Source organism: Acidovorax sp. SUPP3434, from assembly GCF_030159015.1.
Lineage (GTDB): Bacteria > Pseudomonadota > Gammaproteobacteria > Burkholderiales > Burkholderiaceae_C > Paracidovorax.
In genome coordinates, this window is sequence record NZ_BQXL01000012.1 from 94,729 (window position 1) to 113,819 (window position 19,091).

A 19,091-nucleotide genomic window follows, 5' to 3' on the forward strand; every position below is an offset into this window, starting at 1 on the left:
ACCGGTCGGTGCGATCAGCGGGCCGCCACGCGCGGCGCGCGTGCGGCCTTGGCCGCCGGCTTGCGGGCAGGCGCCTTGGCCCGGGGTTGCGCGGCCGCATCGAGCAGGTATTGCACCAGCAGGCCGACCGGCCGGCCCGTGGCGCCCTTGGCGGCACCGCCCTTCCAGGCCGTGCCGGCGATGTCCAGATGCGCCCAGGGCGTGTCGCCCACGAAACGCTGCAGGAACTTGGCCGCCGTGATGGCGCCACCGGCCCGCCCCGCCACGTTCCCCATGTCGGCGAAGTTGCTCTTGAGCCCGTCGCCGTATTCGTCGTCCAGCGGCATGCGCCAGCAGGGGTCGAGCGCCGCGTCACCAGCCGCCTGCAGGCTTTGCGCGAGCGCGTCGTCGGTGGCGAACAGGCCGCTGCGCAGGCCGCCCAACGCGACCACGCAGGCACCGGTCAGGGTGGCGATGTCCACCATGGCCGCCGGCTTGAAGCGCGCCGCGTAGGTGATGGCATCGCACAGCACCAGCCGGCCTTCGGCGTCGGTGTTCAACACTTCGATGGTCTGGCCGCTCATGCTGGTGACCACGTCGCCGGGCTTGACCGCACGGCCATCGGGCATGTTCTCGCACGCGGGGATGAGGCCCACCACGTTGATGGCGGGCTTGAGCTCGGCCAGGGCGCGGAACACGCCCAGCACACTGGCGGCGCCGCCCATGTCGAACTTCATCTCGTCCATCTCGGCCGCGGGCTTGATCGAGATGCCGCCCGTGTCGAAGGTGATGCCCTTGCCGATCAGCACCGTGGGCGCCTGCCCCCGCGCGCCGCCCTCATAGCGCAGCTCGATGAAGCGCAGCGGCTCTTCCGAGCCGCGCGCCACCGCCAGGAAGGCACCCATGCCCAGCTTGGCTGCTTCGGCGGGGCCCATCACCTTGCACTGGATGGAGGGGAACTTGGCCAGTGCCTTCGCGGCGCCCGCCAGCAGCGTGGGCGTGGCATGGTTGGCCGGGCGGTTGGCCCATTCACGGGCGTATTCGATACCCGACACCAGGGCCGTGCCACGCGCGAACTCGGACTTGGCCGCAGCGGCGTCCGCCACGCCGACTACCACGCGCGACAGCACGCGGGGCTCGGTCTTGGATTTGGTGGCGGTATAGATGTAGGTGGCTTCAGCCAGCGCCTGCACGGCGGCGCAGACGGCCCCGCTGGCGGGGGGCGCGGCAAAGCACACCGCAGCGCGCTTGACCTGGGGGGATTTGAGCAAAGAGGCCGCAGCCAGGATGGCCTGGCGCGTGGCGCGCGCGGAGCCGTCGCCACCGCCCAGCAGCACCACGCGGCGTGCAGCCACGGCGGGCATCTGGTAAAGCTGCAGGCTCTTGCCGGCCTTGGTGTCGAAGTCGCCGTTCTTGAGGGCATGGGCGATCAGGCTGGGCAACGCACCGCCGGCGGGTTTCGCGCCGTCGGCCACCACGATGGCCAGCAGGTCGCATTTCTCGGCGGCGGCGCCGTCAAGGCTCAGGGTCTTCAGATCGAAGTTCATAATCGGTGTTTTCCTTCGAGCCAATGTTATTCGATTCATCCATTCGCAAGGAGCTGGCGCGCAGCTTCGGCGCGACCCTGGTGGTGCTGGTCACCGTGGTCATGACCATGATGCTGATCCGCACGCTCGGCCAGGCCTCGCGCGGCAGCGTCAATCCCTCCGACGTGATGCTCGTCATGGGTTTCACCGTGCTCGGGCAGTTGCCCACCATCCTGAGCCTGAGCCTGTTCGTGGCCGTGGTCGGAACGCTCTCGCGCATGTACCGCGACAGCGAGATGGTGATCTGGTTCGCCAGCGGCCGCGGGCTCATCAACCTGCTCACCCCGCTGCTGCGCTTTGCCTGGCCCGTGATGTTGGTCATCGCCACCCTGGCCCTGGTGATCTGGCCCTGGGCCAACCAGCAGATCCAGGCCCTCAAGGTGCAGTACGAACAGCGCGGGGACGTGGACCGCATCGCGCCCGGTGAATTCCAGGAGTCCGCCAACGGCAGCCGCGTGTTCTTCATCGACCGCGAAAGCCCGGACAACGAACAGGCCAGCAACGTTTTCATCGCCTCGACCGAGCGCGGCCGCGAGACCGTGACATCCGCCCGCAGCGCCCGGCTGGAGACGCGCAACGGCGAGCGCATGGTGCTGCTGAGCGACGGCCAGCGCCTGGAGACCACCGTGGACAAGCCCGGGCTCAAGGTGAGCGAGTTCATCGAATACGGCACGCGCATCGGATCGGCGCCCCCGGGCGCGCAGGATGAACAGGCCGTCAAGACCATCTCCACCCCTGCCCTGCTGGCCTCGGCCGAGCCGGCCTTCCGCGCCGAACTGGGCTGGCGTTTCGGCCTGGCGGTGGCCGCCCTCAATTTCGTGGTGATGGGGCTCGCGCTGTCCAGCGTGAACCCCCGCGCCGGTCGCAGCAGCAGCCTGGTGCTGGCGCTGTTCGCCTTCGTCGTCTACTACAACCTCATGACCCTGGGACAAAGCTGGATCAGTTCCGGACGGCTCGGCGTGGTGCCGTTCATGCTGCTGCTGCACGGGGGCACGCTGGCCCTGGGCCTGGCGCTGCTGACGGCGCGCCACCATCGCTGGTCGCCCAGCATGCTGTGGCGCCGCGGAGGCCGCGCATGAAAACCATCCGCCGCCTGATCTACCGCGAAGCCCTGTCGGCCGTGGCTTTCGTCACGCTGGGCTTTCTCGCGCTGTTCTTCTTCTTCGACATGGTCGATGAACTGCGCTGGGTGGGCCGCACGGGGCCGGACGGCTACCAGCTGTCCCATGCCATGCTGTTCGTCGCGCTCAGCATTCCCAGCCATCTCTACGAGCTGCTGCCGATCACGGTGCTGATCGGCACGATCTTCGTGATGGCGCGGCTGGCACAGAGCTCGGAGTTCACCATCATGCGCACCAGCGGCCTGGGGCCCTGGCGCGCGTTGCGCACGCTGCTGGTGCTGGGCCTGGGGTTCGTCATGCTGACCTTCGCCGTCGGCGATTACATCGCCCCCATGACCGACCGCGCGGCGCAACTGGTCAAGGCGCGGCACCTGGGGCAATTGACCACCGGCGCGACGGGCGCCTGGCTCAAGGAGCGCCAGGGCACCCATTCGATGGCGGTGAACGTGCGTGCGCTCAGCCCCGATGGCGGCATGCTCAACATCCGCGTGTTCGAGTTCGATGCGGACGGCCGGGTGGCCTCCACTCTGCAGGCCGCCAGCGGCACGGTCGGCAGCGACCAATGGGAGCTGAAACAGGTCAAGCGCAGCGTGTTCCATCGCAGCGGTGAGGCGGAGGCACGGGTCGAGCGCCTGCAGGAGGCCGAACTGCGCTGGCCCACGCGCATCAGCGCCGACATGGTGTCCGCGGCACTGCTCAAGCCCGACCGCATGGCGACCATCGACCTGTTCCAGTACATACGCCATCTGGAGGCCAACGGCCAGTCGGCGCAGCGCTATGAGATCGAGTTCTGGCGCAAGGTGTTCTACCCGCTCAGCTGCCTGGTGATGGTGGTGCTGTCGCTGCCCTTCGCCTACCTGCATTTTCGCTCCGGCGGCATCGCGGGCTACGTGTTCGGCGGGGTGATGGCTGGCATCAGCTTCTTCCTGCTGAACAACGTCTTCGGCTATGCGGGCAACCTGCAGAACTGGTCGCCCTGGCTCACTGCGGCGGCGCCGGGATTGATCTATTCGGTGCTTTCGCTGGCCGCCTTCGGCTGGCTGGTGCTGCGCCGGTGACCCGAGGAGCGCACGCGTTGACTGCCAATCCACCCCGAGGCGTCGTGCTGTTCGCCCATGGTTCGCGCGACCCGCTGTGGCGCGCCCCCATGGAGGCCGTTCAGGCCCACCTGCAGCAGCATCGCCCCGAACTGCGGGTGCGCTGCGCCTACCTCGAATTGACCACGCCCGACCTCGAGCAGGCCGTGCAGTCGCTGGTGGACGAAGGTGCCCGGCATGTGACGGTGGTGCCGATGTTCCTGGGCACGGGCAAGCACGCCCGCGAGGACCTTCCGCTCCTGGTACAGACCCTGCGCGCCACCCACCCCGACGTGCAGTTCGAAGTCCAGGGCGCCATCGGTGAGGACCCGCGCATGACCGCATTGATGGCAGAGATCGCCGGCTCGGCCTGACACGGACATCCAGGCGGGAAGACGGCCTGCCGGACGCCACCCGGGCCCTTTCAAAAATTGGACAGCCGCTGTTTTTCCTTAGACAGCTGCAGCATAATGATCGCCTTCTTTAGCAGCGATACGATATGAATCTGCACCAATTCCGCTTCGTTCAGGAAGCCGCGCGCCGCAACCTCAACCTGACCGAAGCCGCCAAGGCGCTGCACACCTCGCAGCCCGGCGTTTCCAAGGCCATCATCGAGCTGGAAGAGGAATTGGGCGTGGACATCTTCGCGCGCCACGGCAAGCGGCTCAAGCGCATCACCGAGCCGGGCCAGCACGTGCTCAAGAGCATCGAGTTGATCATGCGCGAGGTCGGCAACCTCAAGCGCATCGGCGAGCAGTTCAGTGCGCAGGACAGCGGCACCCTCAGCATCGCCACCACCCACACGCAAGCGCGCTACGTGCTGCCCCTGCCCGTGGCCAAGCTGCGTGAAGCGTACCCCAAGGTGAACATCAGCCTGCACCAGGCCACGCCGCACGAGGTGGCGCGCATGGTGATCGACGAGGTGGCCGAGATCGGCATGGCCACGGAGTCGCTGGCCGACTATCCCGATCTGGTCACCCTGCCCTGCTATGAATGGCAGCATGTGCTGGTGATGCCCACCGCCCACCCGCTGGCGCAAAAGGAGCGCCTGGGCCTGGACGACATCGCGCACGAAGCCCTCATCACCTACCACCCGTCGTTCACCGGCCGGGGCAAGATCGACCAAGCGTTCGCCGCCCGCAAGCTGCAGCCGCGCATCGTGCTGGAGGCCATCGACTCCGACGTGATCAAGACGTACGTGCGCCTGGGCCTGGGCATCGGCATCGTGGCCGAGATGGCGATGCGCGACGACCCGCTGGGCGACCTGGTGGTGCGGCCCGTGGGTCACCTCTTCGGCCAGAGCGTGGCACGCGTGGCGTTCAAGCGTGGCGCCTACCTGCGCAACTTCGTCTACAAGTTCGCCGAGCTGCTGAGCGACCGCCTGAACCGCGAACTCATCGCCCGGGCCATGACCGGCCACGTGAACGACTACGAACTCTGAACCCGCACCGCCCGCATACCGAGCGGCTTTCGTTCCGCATCGAACCCGCTCTTTTCCCAGACCGTCTTTCCAGCCAGCCCCTCGCGCCATGAATTCCACCGACATCGCACCGCGCACACCCGCCTTTCCCAGCAAACTGCCCCAGGTGGGCACCACCATCTTCACGGTGATGTCGGCCCTGGCGGCCGAGCATGGCGCCGTGAACCTGGGCCAGGGCTTTCCGGACTTCCACTGCGACCCGGCGCTGATCGATGCCGTGGACCGCGCCATGCGCGCCGGGCACAACCAATACCCGCCCATGGCAGGCGTGCCTGCGCTGCGCGAAGCAGTGGCTGCCAAGATAGAAGCGCTCCATGCCCGCCGGTATAACGCCAACACGGAAATCACCATCACTGCTGGCGCCACCCAGGCGATCCTGACCGCCATCCTGGCGACGGTGCATGCGGGTGACGAAGTGATCGTGCTCGACCCCTGCTACGACAGCTACGCCCCCAATGTGGAACTGGCAGGCGGCACGGTGGTGCGGGTGCCGCTCACGCCGGGCAGTTTCCGGCCCGATTTCGGCAAGATCGCCGCGGCCATCACGCCGCGCACGCGCGCGCTCATCATCAACAGCCCGCACAACCCCAGCGCCACCATCTGGACGGCCGAGGACATGCGCACGCTGGAAGAACTGCTCGCCCCCACCGATGTGCTGCTCATCAGCGACGAGGTGTACGAGCACATGGTGTTCGACGGCGCGCAGCACGAGAGCGCGGCACGCTTTCCCGGCCTGGCAGCACGCGCGTTCATCGTGTCGAGCTTCGGCAAGACCTTCCACGTCACCGGCTGGAAGGTCGGCACCGTCGCGGCTCCGGCCGCGCTGACGGCGGAGTTTCGCAAGGTGCACCAGTTCAACGTGTTCACCGTGAACACGCCGATGCAGCACGGCCTGGCGGCCTATCTGCAGGACCCGGCGCCCTACCTGCAACTGCCCGCGTTCTACCAGGCCAAGCGCGACCTGTTCCGCCAGGGGCTGGAAGGCTCTCGCCTTCGGTTGCTGCCCAGCACGGGAAGCTACTTCCAGTGCGTGGACATCTCGGCGGTGAGCGATCTGAACGAGTCCGACTTCTGCCAGTGGCTGACCCGCGAGGTGGGCGTGGCGGCGATCCCGCTGTCGGCTTTCTATGGCGACGGGTTCGACCAGCGCGTGGTGCGGTTTTGCTTTGCGAAGCAGGACGACACGCTGCGCCAGGCACTGCAGCGGCTGCGCAAGCTCTGATCACAAACGGCGATCATTCTGGTTGACCCGCCAACGCGTCGCGCAGCCAGTCGAGAAAAGCCAGCCCTGTGCGACAGGGCATCAGCAAAGGCGCCATGGGGCGCGATGGGACGCCGCGAACAAGTGGGCTGATGGAAGCCGTCAGGTGTCCTCTGCAAATTCTGCGGACCTGCAGGCAACCAAAAACGGACGGTTGGGGCACTCACGCTGCGACACCTCTCAAGGCGCCCCGTGCGTCACGCCATGCTCCTCAAGAATGCGCTCGTCTTCGTTCACCTGCTCGCCATGGCCGTTGCCGTGGGAAAGATGCTGGAGTATGACTTCCGGTTTCTTCGCTCCGTCCACCGCCCGATTTCAGCGCAGCAATGGGAGAACCTGCTCCATACCAAGCGAACGATGACGGTGGCGTTGGGCGTGCTGTGGGTGACCGGGCTGGGCTTTCTCTACGTCGGCCAAGCACAGTACCCCGGGTATCTGGCCAACGAGAAACTCTGGATGAAAGTGCTCACCGTGTGCGTGCTGACGCTGAACGGAATGCTCATGCACCATTTCGCGTTTCCCTACATGCAGCAGGGCACGGTCTTCCTGCAGTGGCCTCTGGGCCGGGTGCTGTTGCTGACCGGATTTGCCACCGTGTCTTCGATCTCGTGGCTATACGCATCGTTTCTCGGTATCGCACGTTCATGGAACGACACCGTGGCGTTCGGACATGCGCTTGGCGTCTATGTGGCGCTGCTGCTCCTGGCAGCCGCTGGCACGGCAGGGCTCATGGCTTTTTTGCACCACCGCCACGCCAGGGGCATTCAGCCGGGTCCACTGCCATGCGCCGGCCCCCGTGGCGGCTGCCCGCGTTAAGTGGCATGCGCCGTCCGTGAATGTCTTGCCGCGCGAAAACCAGCGAATTCAGTCGGCCAGCCAGTCCCGCAGGCAAAGCGCGAGCAGGAGGCTGGCGCGCATTCGATGGCTTGCCAAAAGCGCTGACGGCCCACCCTGCCCTTTCAGCCCACGCGGACGCCCAGGCCACCGATGAGTGCAGCGGCCTGATCCATCGACAGCATCGCACCCTTGAACGATTGGGCCACGGTGGTCACCGTCAGGCCGCCCAGGTCCACCGAACGCAGGTCCGCGCCGTCGAAGCGCGCATTCTTCAGGTTCGCATCCCGCAGGCTGCCGCCTTCGAAGACCGCGTCGCGGAAATCGCATCCAGCCAGGTCGGCTTCGGACAGATCCAATTGCTCCAGGCTGCGCTTGCGGAACGAAAGGCCGCGCAGGTCCGCGCCCACCAGTCGGCACTGGTGAAACTCCAGCCCCAAGGTGCTCGCCTGATTGAAATGCGCCCCCGTCAGCTTGGCCTCGGTGAACAGCACGCCCGCCAGCTTGGTGCGGGTCCAACGCGTGTTGTTGAAATCGCTGCTGCACAGCCGGGCGCCGGACAGATCGGCCAAGCTGAAATCCGCTTGCCGCGCCTTGCAATCGAGCCAGCGCGAATCTGCCAGCATCGCTTTCTCGAAGCGGGTCTCGGCGAAGGTGCAATCCAGGAACCGGGCACCGCCCAGGTCCAGGCCGGAAAGGTCTTCTCCGTCGAACCGGCAGTGCTCGAATACCAGCGCCCCGTGCGGGCCTGCGAGGGCCGCCACCAACGCATCGCGCGAAAAAACCTGGTCGCTGAAAAGCGCGGAATCCCTTTCGGAACGGGCCATCACGACTCAATGCCCCGTGCTCTTGGAAAAGAGATTGACCACCAGCACCCCCGCGATGATCAGCCCCAGGCCAGCCATCGCCGGCGCATCGAGCCGCTGCCGAAACACCACCCAGCCCACCGCCGAAATCAGCACGATGCCAACGCCCGACCAGATGGCATAGGCGACCCCCACCGGAATCGTCTTCAAGGCCAGCGAGAGTGCATAGAAAGAGGCGGCATACGCCACCCCAGTGAGCAGGCTGGGCACCAGGCGGGTGAAGCCGTCAGACGCTTTGAGCGCGGTGGTGCCCACGACCTCCAAAGCGATGGCCAGTCCCAAGATGAGATAGCTGGGGTGCACGGTCATGGCGCGGTTCCTCGGGTGAGTTCGAGCAGAAGGGAAAGAAGGCGGTCCTTGCGGTCTGGCGGCGTGCCGTAGACATCCAGCAACTGGTCGAACCAGAAACCGTCGGCCGCCAGGCGGCACAGGAACAATCGGTCCGTGGCGGCGGGGTCGGCACGGTCCTCGGCCAGCAGGACGCGCATCTTGGCGCTCCAGCGCTCGCGGCAGGCTGGCAACGCCAAGGCCAGCAAGGCAATGGCACGCTGCGTGAGGCGCTCTTCGGCAGTCTGGCCGCCTTGAAAACAGGTCTTCAGGTAGGCCCGCGCGTGCCGCCCTGGAGCTTCGGGCTCGGATTCGAGTGCCGCGGCGTAGAACACGTCGAATGCATCGAACAACTGATCGCACAGCGCATCCAGCAGCGATTGCTTGGTTCGAAAGTGGTGCTGCAAGCCACCTTTGGTCACGCCGGCACGGTGCGCGACGGCGTCCAGAGTGACCGCTTCCGGGCCATCCTGCACCAGCAGATCGGCTGCCACGGCAAGCAACTGGGTTCGCACCCACTCGGGTTGTTTCAGGCGTTTATGGGCTTCAGACATACATACAAACCATCCAGATGGATTGTTTATTATGGCTTCGGCATCCACCATGGCGCTACCGATCCCTTGTGTTTTCCGGGGCTGATCCAGAGGCCGCTTGACCGCGCCCCGATAAGGATTGCAAGTTGGCCGGTTGGGGCGGCAAGCCCGCTTCTCAAAGCAGCACGATGTCGTACTGCTCCTGCCCCACCGCCGTTTCGGCCTGCAACGAGATGGGCTTGCCGATGAAGTCCGACAGCCCGGCCAGATGCTGGCTCTCCTCGTCGAGGAACAGCTCCACCACGCGCGGCGAGGCGACCACGCGAAACTCGCGCGGGTTGAACTGGCGCGCCTCGCGCAAGATTTCGCGCAGGATGTCGTAGCACACGCTGCGCGCGGTCTTCACAATGCCTTTGCCCTGGCAATGCTCGCAGGGTTCGCACAGCATGTGGGCCAGGGATTCGCGGGTGCGCTTGCGCGTCATCTCGACCAGGCCCAATTGCGAAAAGCCCCCGGCCATGGTCTTGACCCGGTCGCGCGCGAGCTGCTTCTTGAATTCCGCGAGCACGGCCTGCTGATGGTCTTCGCGCGCCATGTCGATAAAGTCCGCAATCACAATGCCGCCCAGGTTGCGCAGCCGCAACTGCCGTGCGATGGCCTGCGCCGCCTCCAGGTTGGTCTTGAAAATGGTGTCATCGAAATTGCGGGCACCTACGTAACCGCCCGTGTTCACATCGATGGTGGTCAGTGCTTCGGTCTGGTCCACGATCAGGTAGCCGCCCGACTTCAGATCGACGCGCCGGCCCAGTGCCCGGCCAATTTCCTCGTCGATGCCATACAGGTCGAAGATGGGCCGCTCGCCCTTGTACAACTGCAGCTTGGGCGCTGCAGCCGGCATGAACTCGTGCCCGAAGGCCTGCAGTGCGGAAAACTGTTCGCGCGAGTCGATGCGGATGGTGGCCGTCTCCTCCCCCACCAGATCGCGCAGCACGCGCTGCAGCAGGCTCAGGTCCTGGTGCAGCAGCGACATGGGTGGCAGACGCAGCGAGGCGTCCTTGATGCGCGCCCAGGTCTTGCGCAAATAGGCAATGTCTTCGGCCAGCTCGGCGTCGGTGGAGTCCTCCCCATTGGTGCGCAGGATGAACCCGCCGCCGCCGCCCGACGCCTTGTCGCCCACCAGTGCCTGCAGCCGCCCGCGCAGGGCATCGCGCTCGTCGGCGGGGATCTTCTGCGACACGCCCACATGGTCGTCCTGGGGCAGAAACACCAGCAGCCGTCCCGCGATGCTGATCTGCGTGGAAAGGCGCGCGCCCTTGGTGCCGATGGGGTCCTTGATGACCTGCACCATGAGCGACTGACCTTCGAACACCTGTTTCTCGATCGGCACCGGTGGCTCGCCCTTGCGCGCGAACATGGGTGCCTCGCCGCCTTCCTGCCGGTGCCACACGTCCGCCACGTGCAGAAACGCCGCGCGCTCCAGGCCGATGTCGATGAACGCCGACTGCATGCCGGGCAGCACGCGCGAGACCTTGCCCAGATACACGTTGCCCACCAGGCCCCGCTCCAGGGTGCGTTCCACGTGCAGTTCCTGCACCGCGCCGTGCTCGACCACCGCCACGCGGGTTTCTTGGGGGGACCAGTTGATCAGGATGTCTTGTTGCATGGGGTCGGAAAAAAGTGGCCACCCATGATGCCTGAAACCTGCCTGAATGGCGGGCTCACCGAACCCACATCGCCATTCAGTCGCGCAGCATGCCGGCCGAGCGCAGCAGTTGCGCCGTCTCGAACAGGGGCAATCCCATGATGCCGGTATAGCTGCCGGCCAAGTGCGACACGTACTGCGCCGCGGGCCCCTGGATGCCATACGCCCCGGCCTTGCCCATGGGCTCGCCGCTGTCCACATATGCCGCGATCTGGGCGGGCGTGAAAGTAGCAAAGGTCACTTTAGAGACCGACAGCGCGACCGACCGCGTTTCGCCGTGCTGCAGGGCCACCGCCGTGAGCACGCGGTGCGTGCGCCCCGACAACTCGCCCAGCATGCGGCGCGCATCAGCGGCATCCTCGGGCTTGCCGTAGATCGTGCGGCCCCAGGCCACCGTGGTGTCCGAGCAAAGGATGGGCGCATCCGGCAACCCGCGCCGGGCACGGCGGGCGACGGCCGCATCGAGCTTGAGACCCGTGACGCGCTGCACATAGCGGGCGGGCGCCTCGCTGGCCAGCGGCACCTCAATGGCCTCTGCGTCTTCGGCCACATCGCCATCGGCATTGGGCAGCAGCAGTTCATGGCGAACCCCCAACTGATCGAGCAGTTGTCGGCGGCGCGGGCTTTGGGATGCGAGATAGATGAAGGAAGGAATAGAGGACGGCACGGAGCGCGAGGATAGCCGATCGCTCTCGCTGCGCCGCTTCGGTTCGCCGTCTGCTGCTTCGGGAACCGGTGGCCCTGCGCTACTGTCTTTTTCAAGAATGGCGCATGACCTTCTTTCCCACATTGGAGACACCGCGGCTCAGGCTGCGCAAGATGGTGGTGGCCGATGCCCCGGCCATGCTCGCCATGCATGCGGATGCGGAATCGAGGCAGTGGGCCGGCTACAACGCGATCCATGACCTGGAGGGTGCGATGGATTTCGTGAACTGGACCGATCAATTGACGCAGCGGCCCGTTCCGGGGTTCTGCTGGGCCATCGAGCGCAAGGACGCGCCGGGCATGATCGGGCAATGCAACTTCACGCAATGCGACGCCGCCACGCTCAGCGCCGCACTGGGCTATGAACTGGCGGCGCCCTACCAGGGCCGGGGCTTCATGAACGAAGCGATCGGCAGGGTGCTGAACTGGTGCTTCCTTCATCTCCAGCTGATGCGCATCAGCGCCACGGTGCATCCCGACAACTTGCCATCGATCCGCATTCTGCAGCGCTGGATGTTCCAGCGGGAAGGGCTGCTGCGCAGTGCAGGATTCTGGAGCGGACGGCACCATGATCTGCTGTCCTTCAGCCTGCTGGCCACGGAGTTCGCGCCCGCCTATGCCTTGCAGGCGCAAGTACAAGCCGCCACCCTCTGCGCAACGGCTGCGCGGGCCGAAGAATTGGCCGAGGCCTGACAACACCGCCGGGCCGTCAGCCGCTTATTCGCGGTGGTAGGGGTGCCCCGCGTTCACCGACCACGCCCGGTAAAGCTGCTCGATCAGCAGCACCCGCACCATGGCGTGCGGCAAGGTCAGGTCGGACAGCCGTATGCGCTCGTGCGCAGCCTGCCGAAAGGCGGGGTCCAGGCCATCGGGCCCACCGATGACCAGGGCCACGTCGTCGCCCCCCAATTGCCAGCCTTTGAGGCGCTCTGCAAGGGCTTTGGTGGTGAGGGACGTGCCCCTCTCGTCCAGCGCCACCACGCGGGTGCCGCGGGGTATGGCCGCCTCGATGCGCTCGCGCTCGGCGGCGTAGAGTGTCTCCAGCGTCTTGGAGCCGCGCGGCTCGGTCTTCACCGCCTTGAGCTCGACCTTCAGTTCCGGGGGAAACCGCTTGGCGTAGTCGTCGTAGGCCGTCTGCGCCCAGTCGGGCACCCGCTGGCCCACGGCCACGATCAGCAACTTCATCGATCGCTCAGGCGCTGGTTCAGCCCCTGCGGGTCGGCGACTTCTTGGCGGAGGGGCGCTTGGCCGCCGTCTTCACGGTGCCAGCACGGGGCGCCGCCTTGGGGGCCGCAGCGGCGGTGGAGCGGCCCGGAGCCTTCTTAGCGGCGGGCTTGCCCGCCGTCTTCTTGGCGATGGGCTTGACCACCAGGGTCTTGATGGGCGCCTTGGCCACCGACTTGGCGGTCGTCTTGGCCGCCGTTTTAGCGGTGGTCTTTGCAGGTGCGGCCTGCTTCACGGCGCCACGGCCGGCCGGCTTTCCGGTCGTCTTGGCTGCAGTCTTGGCCGGGGCTTTCGCAGCGGGGGCCTTGGCGGCGACCTTGCTCACGCCGGGCTTGCGGGCGGGTTGTTCGGGAGCGGCGGCGGTCTTCTTGGCGGCGGGCTTTTTCTTGGCAGTGCCTGCCGCGCCTTCCACAGCCTTGGGTTTGGCAGCGCCGAGCTTCAGGCGCACGGGGGTATCGCCCCAGATCTCTTCCAGGCGGTAGTACTGGCGGATGGCCGGCTGCATGATGTGCGCAACGGCAGCGCCGCAGTCCACGATGATCCACTCGCCGTTGTCCTCACCCTCGATGCGGGGCTTGCCGAAGCCCGCTTCGCGCACCGCATCGCGCACGCTGGCCGCCAGCGCCTTGGTCTGGCGGTTGGAGGTGCCCGACGCCACGATCACGCGCTCGAACAGCGGCGAGAGGTGCTCGGTGTTGAACACCTGGATGTCTTGCGCTTTGACGTCTTCCAGGCCATCGACGATGGCGCGCTGGAGCTTGGTGACGTCTTTTTTGGCAGCGGATTCCGATTTGGAGGAGGTGGTCATCAGGCGTTTGTCTAAAAAGGATGGGGCCAATATAGCGTGCAACCCGGGCATCGGCCAATGCGGCGGGCCCGGGTGGCGATTCGGCCATCCCGCGCACATCAAGGGTGTTTTTGGCCTTCGGCGCTCATGGCATGAGCGCGAGCAGCTATTGAAATTATAGCTTTCGGCCTTTTTGCGAACGCACGGGCTGGGTCAGAGCCAGTCCCGCCGCACCAGAAAGCGCCGCGTGAGCTCGGCCTCGGGCGAGCCTGGAGCCTCCTGGCGCTGGTACGACCAGCCCGCCATGGGCGGCATCGACAGCAAGATCGATTCGGTGCGCCCGCCCGACTGCAGGCCGAAGTGCGTGCCCCGGTCCCACACCAGGTTGAACTCCACGTAGCGACCGCGCCGGTAGCACTGGAACTCGCGCTGCCGATCACCGAACGGGATCGCCTGGCGCCGATGCACGATGGGCAGGTAGGCGCCCAGGAACGCGTCCCCCACGGACTGCACCATGCCCAGGCTGCGCTCGAAGCCCAGCTCGGAAAAGTCGTCGAAGAAGATGCCGCCCACGCCACGCTGCTCGTTGCGGTGCTTGAGGTAGAAGTACTCGTCGCACCAGCGCTTGAAACGCAGGTACAGGCCCTCGCCGAAGGGGTTGAGCGCATCGCGGCAGGCGCGGTGAAAGTGCACCGCGTCTTCCTCGAAACCGTAGTAGGGCGTGAGGTCCATGCCACCGCCGAACCAGCACACCGGAGCGCCTTCGGCCGGAGCCGCCACGATCATGCGCACGTTCATGTGCACCGTGGGCACATAGGGGTTGACCGGGTGGAACACCAGAGATACCCCCATGGCCTCGAACGGTGCGCCGGCCAGCTCGGGCCGGTGCTGCGTGGCCGATGGCGGCAGCGTGGCGCCCCGCACGTGCGAGAAGCCACAGCCCGCGCGCTCGAACACCCGGCCACCCTCCAGAATGCGGGTGATGCCGTCGCCCTGCAGCGGTTCGCCCGGCGTCTTGCGCCACGCATCGTTCAGGAACCGGCCACCGCCGCGCGCCGCGGGCCCTTCGATCTCTTCCAGGGCCGAGGTGATGCGCGCCTGCAGCCCTTCCAGGTAGGCCCGCACGCGGGTGGCCGTATCGACCGCGTTCAGGGCAGGCGCCGGTGCGGGTGCCGCCATCAGCTCTTCACCGCGCGATGGCCGATGTCTCGGCGGTACTGCGCGCCATCGAAATGGATGCCACGGGCCACGTCGTACACGCGCTGCTGCGCCTGCTTCACGCTGTCGGCCAGCACAGTCACGCACAGCACGCGTCCGCCCGTGGTGTGCGGCACGCCGTCCTTCAGCGCCGTGCCGGCATGGAACACCATGGCTTCGTCGGCGTCCGCAGGCAGGCCCGTGATCGCATCGCCCTTGCGCGGATCTTCCGGGTAGCCGTGCGCGGCCATCACCACGCCCAGCGCGGTGCGGCGGTCCCATTGCAATTCGACCTGGTCGAGCTTGCCGTCCACTGCAGCGCCCAGCACATCGACGAAATCGCTCTTGAGGCGCATGAGGATCGGCTGCGTCTCGGGGTCACCCATGCGGCAGTTGAACTCCAGCGTCTTGGGGTGGCCGGTCGAATCGATCATCAGGCCGGCATACAGGAAGCCCGTGTACGGAATGCCATCCTTTTCCATGCCACGGATGGTGGGCAGGATGATCTCGCGCATGGCACGGGCGTGCACGTCGGCAGTCACCACGGGCGCGGGCGAATACGCACCCATGCCACCGGTGTTGGGGCCCTGGTCGCCGTCCTTCAGGCGCTTGTGGTCCTGGCTGGTCGCCAGGGCGGTGACGTTCTTGCCGTCGCACAGCACGATGAAGCTGGCTTCTTCGCCCTGCAGGAACGCTTCGATCACGACGCGTGCGCCGCCTTCGTTGTGCGTCACGCCGTACTTGTTGTCCACCAGCATGAAATCCACCGCGTCGTGGGCCTCCTGCAGCGACATGGCCACCACCACGCCCTTGCCGGCCGCCAGGCCGTCGGCCTTGATGACGATCGGGGCGCCCAGCCGCTCCACGAAGGCATGGGCCGCCGCCGGGTCGGTGAACGTGTCGTAGTCCGCCGTGGGAATGCCATGGCGGCGCATGAAGGCCTTGGAGAACGCCTTGGAGCTTTCGAGCTGCGCGGCAGCCTTCGTGGGGCCGAAGATGCGCAGCCCGTGCGCGCGGAATTCGTCCACCACGCCGGCGGCCAGAGGCGCCTCGGGGCCGACCACGGTCAACGCGATCTTCTGGTCATGCGCCCAGGCGCGCAGTTCGCGCACATCGGTGATGGCCACGTTCTCGAGCTTGGGGTTCAGGGCCGTGCCGCCGTTGCCCGGCGCCACATAGACCTTCGTGACCTTGGGAGACTGCGAAAGCTTCCAGGCCATGGCGTGTTCACGGCCGCCGCCGCCAATCACAAGGACTTTCATACCGGACTCCGATGGGCCGCTGGCGGCAGGCAGGTGGGCCCTTCGGCGGGCAGGGATCGATTGCAGAGGTTCAGGCTCATGTTCATAAGGCAGCGTTGTGATAGACCTCTTGCACGTCGTCCAGGTCTTCCAGCACGTCGAGGAGTTTTTGCATGCGCGCGGCGTCGTCGCCTTCGAGCTCGATGGTGTTTTCGGCGCGCATGGTGACCTCGGCCACCTCGGGCACCAGGCCGGCGGCCTCCAGCGCGTTCTTCACCGCTTCGAAATCGGCGTAGGCGGTGAGCACTTCGATGGCGCCGTCCTCGCCCGTGACTACATCCTCCGCACCGGCTTCCAGGGCCACTTCCATCACCTGGTCCTCGCTGGTGCCGGGTGCGAAGATCAGTTGGCCGCAGTGCTTGAACTGGAAGGCCACGGAGCCTTCGGTGCCCATGTTGCCGCCATGCTTGCTGAAGGCGTGGCGCACTTCGGCCACGGTGCGCACGCGGTTGTCGGTCATGGTGTCCACGATGATGGCCGCACCGCCGATGCCGTAGCCTTCGTAGCGGATTTCCTCGTAGCTCACGCCCTCGGCATTGCCGGTGGCCTTGTCGATGTTGTACTTGATGCGGTCGGCCGGCATGTTCGCGGCCTTGGCCTTCTCGATGGCCAGACGCAACCGGGGGTTGGCAGAGACATCGCCCCCGCCCGCCCGTGCCGCCACCGTGATCTCTCGAATGATCCGGGTCCAGATCTTGCCGCGCTTTTCATCCTGCCGACCTTTGCGGTGCTGGATGTTTGCCCATTTGCTGTGTCCTGCCACAGGAGTCCTTCTGGTATTGATTTAATCTACTGCCCGCGATTTTACTTTTGACGCATCCACCCCACTCCGCACCCTGACGCCATGGCCGAACCTCTTCTCATTGCCAAGCACGGCAACACCGAATGCCACCTGCTGCCCGGCCTGGCCAACCGCCACGGCCTCATCACCGGTGCCACCGGCACGGGCAAGACGGTCACCCTGCAGACGCTGGCCGAAGGCTTCTCGCGCATCGGGGTGCCGGTGTTCATGGCCGACATCAAGGGCGACCTCACCGGCATCAGCCAACCGGGCAGTATCGGCGACAAGCTGGCCGCCACGCTCAAGGAGCGTGACCTTCCGCTGCCGGAGCCCCTGGCCTGCCCCACCACCCTGTGGGACGTGTTCGGCCAGCAAGGCCACCCGGTGCGCGCCACGGTGTCCGACATGGGCCCGCTGCTGCTGGGCCGCATGCTCAACCTGAACGAGACCCAGCTGGGCGTGCTCAACCTGGTTTTCAAGATCGCCGACGACAACGGCCTGCTGCTGCTCGACCTCAAAGACCTGCGGGCCATGCTCCAGTACGTCGGCGACAACGCCAAGGAATTCACGACAGGGTACGGCAATATCAGCGCCGCCAGCGTAGGCGCGATCCAACGGGGCCTGCTGCAGATCGAGCAACAGGGCGGCACCCAGTTCTTCGGCGAGCCCATGCTCGACATCAACGACCTCATGCAGACGGTGGACGGGCGAGGCGTCGTGAACATCCTGGCCGCCGACAAGCTCATGAATTCGCCGCGCCTGTATGCCACCTTCTTGCTGTGGATGCTGTCGGAACTGTTCGAGCAGTTGCCCGAGATCGGCGACCCGGAAGTCCCCAAGCTCGTCTTCTTCTTCGACGAGGCCCACCTGCTGTTCAACGAAGCGCCCAAGGTGCTCGTCGAGCGCATCGAACTGGTGGTGCGGCTGGTGCGGTCCAAGGGTGTGGGCGTGTATTTCGTCACCCAGAACCCGCTCGACATTCCCGACAGCGTGCTGGCCCAATTGGGCAACCGCGTGCAGCACGCGCTGCGCGCCTTCACGCCGCGCGACCAGAAAGCGGTGAAGGCCACGGCCACCACCATGCGCCAAAAACCGGGCCTGGACATCGAAACCGCCATCACCGAACTGGCGGTGGGCGAGGCGCTGGTGAGTTTCCTGGACGCCAAGGGCCGGCCCAGCGTGACCGAGCGCGTGTTCGTGCTACCCCCCGCCAGCCAGTTGGGACCCATCACGCCCGCCCAGCGCCAGGGGTTGCTGGCCGGTTCGCTCGTCGCCGGCGTGTACGAGAAAGCCGTGGACCGTGAATCCGCCTACGAAAAGCTCCAGGGCCGCACCGAAGCCGCCGCCACGGCGCCCGCCAGCACGAAGGGCGGCGCCACCGATGGCGCCGGCGGCGGTGTCATGGGCGGGCTGAACGACGTGCTGTTCGGCTCGACCGGCCCGCGCGGCGGCAAGCACGATGGGCTGGTGCAGACCATGGCCAAATCCGCCGTGCGCACCATGGGCACCTCGCTGGGCAAGGAAATCCTGCGCGGCGTGCTGGGCAGCCTGTTCGGCGGCCGCAAGCGTTGAGGGATCCGCCCTCGCAAGAAAACCCAAGGAACCCTGCCATGATCGACCTGCACTACTGGACAACGCCCAACGGCCACAAGATCACAATGTTCCTCGAGGAGGCCGCATTGCCTTACCGCGTGCTGCCCGTGAACATCGGCCGGGGCGAGCAGTTCCAGCCCGACTTCCTGCGCATCGCACCCAACAACCGCATCCCCGCCATCGTGGACCATGCGCCCACTGGGGGAGGCGAGCCCATTTCGGTGTTCGAGTCCGGCGCCATCCTGCTGTACCTGGCCGACAAGACAGGAAAGTTCGTTCCCCAGGACCTGCGCGGCCGCACCGAAGCCCTGCAGTGGCTGTTCTGGCAGATGGGCGGCCTGGGCCCCATGGCGGGCCAGAACCACCACTTCACGCAATATGCGCCGGAGCCCATCGCCTACGCGATCGACCGCTACGTGAAGGAAACAGGGCGCCTGTATGGCGTGCTGGACAAGCACCTGTCCGATGGGCGCGAGTACATCGCCGGCACGTATTCCATCGCCGACATGGCCTGCTACCCCTGGATCGTTCCGCACGAGCGCCAGCGGCAGAACCTCAAGGACTTCCCGCACCTGGCGCAATGGTTCGAACGCATCCGCGAGCGACCCGCCACCGTACGGGCGTACGACCTGGTCCAGCGCATCAACACCGCCCCCACCGTGGACGAAGACGCGAAGAAGGTGCTGTTCGGGCAGGACGCCAGCACCGTGCGGCGCTGAAACCGCCAGCGCCTTTCAG

The 19,091-nt window shown here is 66.3% G+C and carries 20 protein-coding genes; 9 read left to right on the forward strand and 11 right to left on the reverse strand.

The annotated features are described in order from the left end of the window. Nucleotides 1–14 precede the first annotated feature (14 nt). Nucleotides 15–1,526 (reverse strand): leucyl aminopeptidase, encoded by a 1,512-nt coding sequence (locus tag AVKW3434_RS17855; RefSeq protein WP_284406912.1) that lies wholly within the window; start codon nt 1,524–1,526, stop codon nt 15–17. A 23-nt stretch (nt 1,527–1,549) separates the two neighbouring features. Between AVKW3434_RS17855 and lptF the strand changes: the two genes are divergently transcribed. The 6 genes from lptF to AVKW3434_RS17885 all read left to right on the forward strand — a co-directional run bounded on the left by lptF (nt 1,550) and on the right by AVKW3434_RS17885 (nt 7,319). Then, the gene (lptF, locus tag AVKW3434_RS17860; RefSeq protein WP_284406913.1) at nt 1,550–2,644 is read left to right on the forward strand and encodes an LPS export ABC transporter permease LptF; all 1,095 of its coding nucleotides are present in this window, start codon (nt 1,550–1,552) and stop codon (nt 2,642–2,644) included. Continuing rightward, on the forward strand, nt 2,641–3,744 hold the full coding sequence (gene lptG, locus AVKW3434_RS17865) for an LPS export ABC transporter permease LptG (protein WP_272563755.1): 1,104 nt from the start codon (nt 2,641–2,643) through the stop codon (nt 3,742–3,744). The genes lptF and lptG overlap by 4 nt, the downstream gene beginning before the upstream one ends. Nucleotides 3,745–3,761: 17 nt before the next feature. Next, nucleotides 3,762–4,136: a sirohydrochlorin chelatase gene (locus AVKW3434_RS17870; protein WP_284406914.1), complete on the forward strand. Its 375-nt coding sequence runs from the start codon at nt 3,762–3,764 to the stop codon at nt 4,134–4,136. Nucleotides 4,137–4,261: 125 nt separating this feature from the next. Continuing rightward, entirely contained in the window at nt 4,262–5,203 is a 942-nt protein-coding gene (locus AVKW3434_RS17875; protein ID WP_092743937.1) for a CysB family HTH-type transcriptional regulator, read from the forward strand. Nucleotides 5,204–5,291: 88 nt separating this feature from the next. Beyond that, nucleotides 5,292–6,464: a pyridoxal phosphate-dependent aminotransferase gene (locus tag AVKW3434_RS17880; protein ID WP_284406915.1), complete on the forward strand. Its 1,173-nt coding sequence runs from the start codon at nt 5,292–5,294 to the stop codon at nt 6,462–6,464. A 243-nt stretch (nt 6,465–6,707) separates the two neighbouring features. After that, nucleotides 6,708–7,319, forward strand: coding sequence for a hypothetical protein (locus AVKW3434_RS17885; protein WP_284406916.1), 612 nt, complete (start codon nt 6,708–6,710; stop codon nt 7,317–7,319). Between the two features lie 143 nt (nt 7,320–7,462). On the opposite strand, the gene AVKW3434_RS17890 is transcribed toward AVKW3434_RS17885, so the two are convergent. The 5 genes from AVKW3434_RS17890 to AVKW3434_RS17910 all read right to left on the reverse strand — a co-directional run bounded on the left by AVKW3434_RS17890 (nt 7,463) and on the right by AVKW3434_RS17910 (nt 11,420). Continuing rightward, nucleotides 7,463–8,164 (reverse strand): pentapeptide repeat-containing protein, encoded by a 702-nt coding sequence (locus tag AVKW3434_RS17890; RefSeq protein ID WP_284406917.1) that lies wholly within the window; start codon nt 8,162–8,164, stop codon nt 7,463–7,465. 6 nt (nt 8,165–8,170) lie between these two features. Next, nucleotides 8,171–8,512, reverse strand: a complete 342-nt coding sequence (locus AVKW3434_RS17895; RefSeq protein WP_284406918.1) for a DMT family transporter — start codon at nt 8,510–8,512, stop codon at nt 8,171–8,173. Then, nucleotides 8,509–9,135, reverse strand: a complete 627-nt coding sequence (locus tag AVKW3434_RS17900) for a TetR/AcrR family transcriptional regulator (protein ID WP_284406919.1) — start codon at nt 9,133–9,135, stop codon at nt 8,509–8,511. Before AVKW3434_RS17900 ends, AVKW3434_RS17895 begins: the two co-directional genes overlap by 4 nt. Before the next feature lie 103 nt (nt 9,136–9,238). Beyond that, nucleotides 9,239–10,726 (reverse strand): ribonuclease G, encoded by a 1,488-nt coding sequence (gene rng, locus AVKW3434_RS17905; RefSeq protein WP_284400347.1) that lies wholly within the window; start codon nt 10,724–10,726, stop codon nt 9,239–9,241. 76 nt (nt 10,727–10,802) lie between these two features. Then, entirely contained in the window at nt 10,803–11,420 is a 618-nt protein-coding gene (locus tag AVKW3434_RS17910; RefSeq protein WP_284406932.1) for a Maf family protein, read from the reverse strand. An 80-nt stretch (nt 11,421–11,500) separates the two neighbouring features. Here AVKW3434_RS17910 and AVKW3434_RS17915 point away from each other — a divergent pair, with 80 nt between their 5' ends. Beyond that, nucleotides 11,501–12,163 carry a GNAT family N-acetyltransferase gene (locus AVKW3434_RS17915; protein ID WP_284406920.1) on the forward strand — a complete coding sequence of 221 codons (663 nt, stop codon included), beginning with the start codon at nt 11,501–11,503 and terminating at the stop codon, nt 12,161–12,163. A 24-nt stretch (nt 12,164–12,187) separates the two neighbouring features. Here the strand turns inward: AVKW3434_RS17915 and rlmH are convergent, their stop codons facing one another. From rlmH to AVKW3434_RS17940, 5 genes are all read right to left on the reverse strand, one after another. Continuing rightward, nucleotides 12,188–12,655, reverse strand: coding sequence for a 23S rRNA (pseudouridine(1915)-N(3))-methyltransferase RlmH (rlmH, locus tag AVKW3434_RS17920; protein ID WP_054255308.1), 468 nt, complete (start codon nt 12,653–12,655; stop codon nt 12,188–12,190). A 19-nt stretch (nt 12,656–12,674) separates the two neighbouring features. After that, nucleotides 12,675–13,502 carry a ribosome silencing factor gene (rsfS, locus tag AVKW3434_RS17925; protein WP_284406922.1) on the reverse strand — a complete coding sequence of 276 codons (828 nt, stop codon included), beginning with the start codon at nt 13,500–13,502 and terminating at the stop codon, nt 12,675–12,677. A 192-nt stretch (nt 13,503–13,694) separates the two neighbouring features. Continuing rightward, a complete protein-coding gene (hemF, locus tag AVKW3434_RS17930) occupies nt 13,695–14,660 on the reverse strand; it encodes an oxygen-dependent coproporphyrinogen oxidase (RefSeq protein WP_284406923.1) in 966 nt (321 codons plus the stop codon). Beyond that, nucleotides 14,660–15,940: a phosphoribosylamine--glycine ligase gene (gene purD / locus AVKW3434_RS17935; protein WP_284400358.1), complete on the reverse strand. Its 1,281-nt coding sequence runs from the start codon at nt 15,938–15,940 to the stop codon at nt 14,660–14,662. Before purD ends, hemF begins: the two co-directional genes overlap by 1 nt. Before the next feature lie 82 nt (nt 15,941–16,022). Continuing rightward, the gene (locus tag AVKW3434_RS17940) at nt 16,023–16,742 is read right to left on the reverse strand and encodes a YebC/PmpR family DNA-binding transcriptional regulator (RefSeq protein ID WP_284400361.1); all 720 of its coding nucleotides are present in this window, start codon (nt 16,740–16,742) and stop codon (nt 16,023–16,025) included. Between the two features lie 81 nt (nt 16,743–16,823). Here AVKW3434_RS17940 and AVKW3434_RS17945 point away from each other — a divergent pair, with 81 nt between their 5' ends. Next, nucleotides 16,824–18,332 (forward strand): helicase HerA-like domain-containing protein, encoded by a 1,509-nt coding sequence (locus tag AVKW3434_RS17945; RefSeq protein WP_284406924.1) that lies wholly within the window; start codon nt 16,824–16,826, stop codon nt 18,330–18,332. A gap of 38 nt (nt 18,333–18,370) precedes the next feature. Then, entirely contained in the window at nt 18,371–19,072 is a 702-nt protein-coding gene (locus tag AVKW3434_RS17950; RefSeq protein WP_284400366.1) for a glutathione binding-like protein, read from the forward strand. The last annotated feature ends 19 nt before the right edge of the window (nt 19,073–19,091 follow it).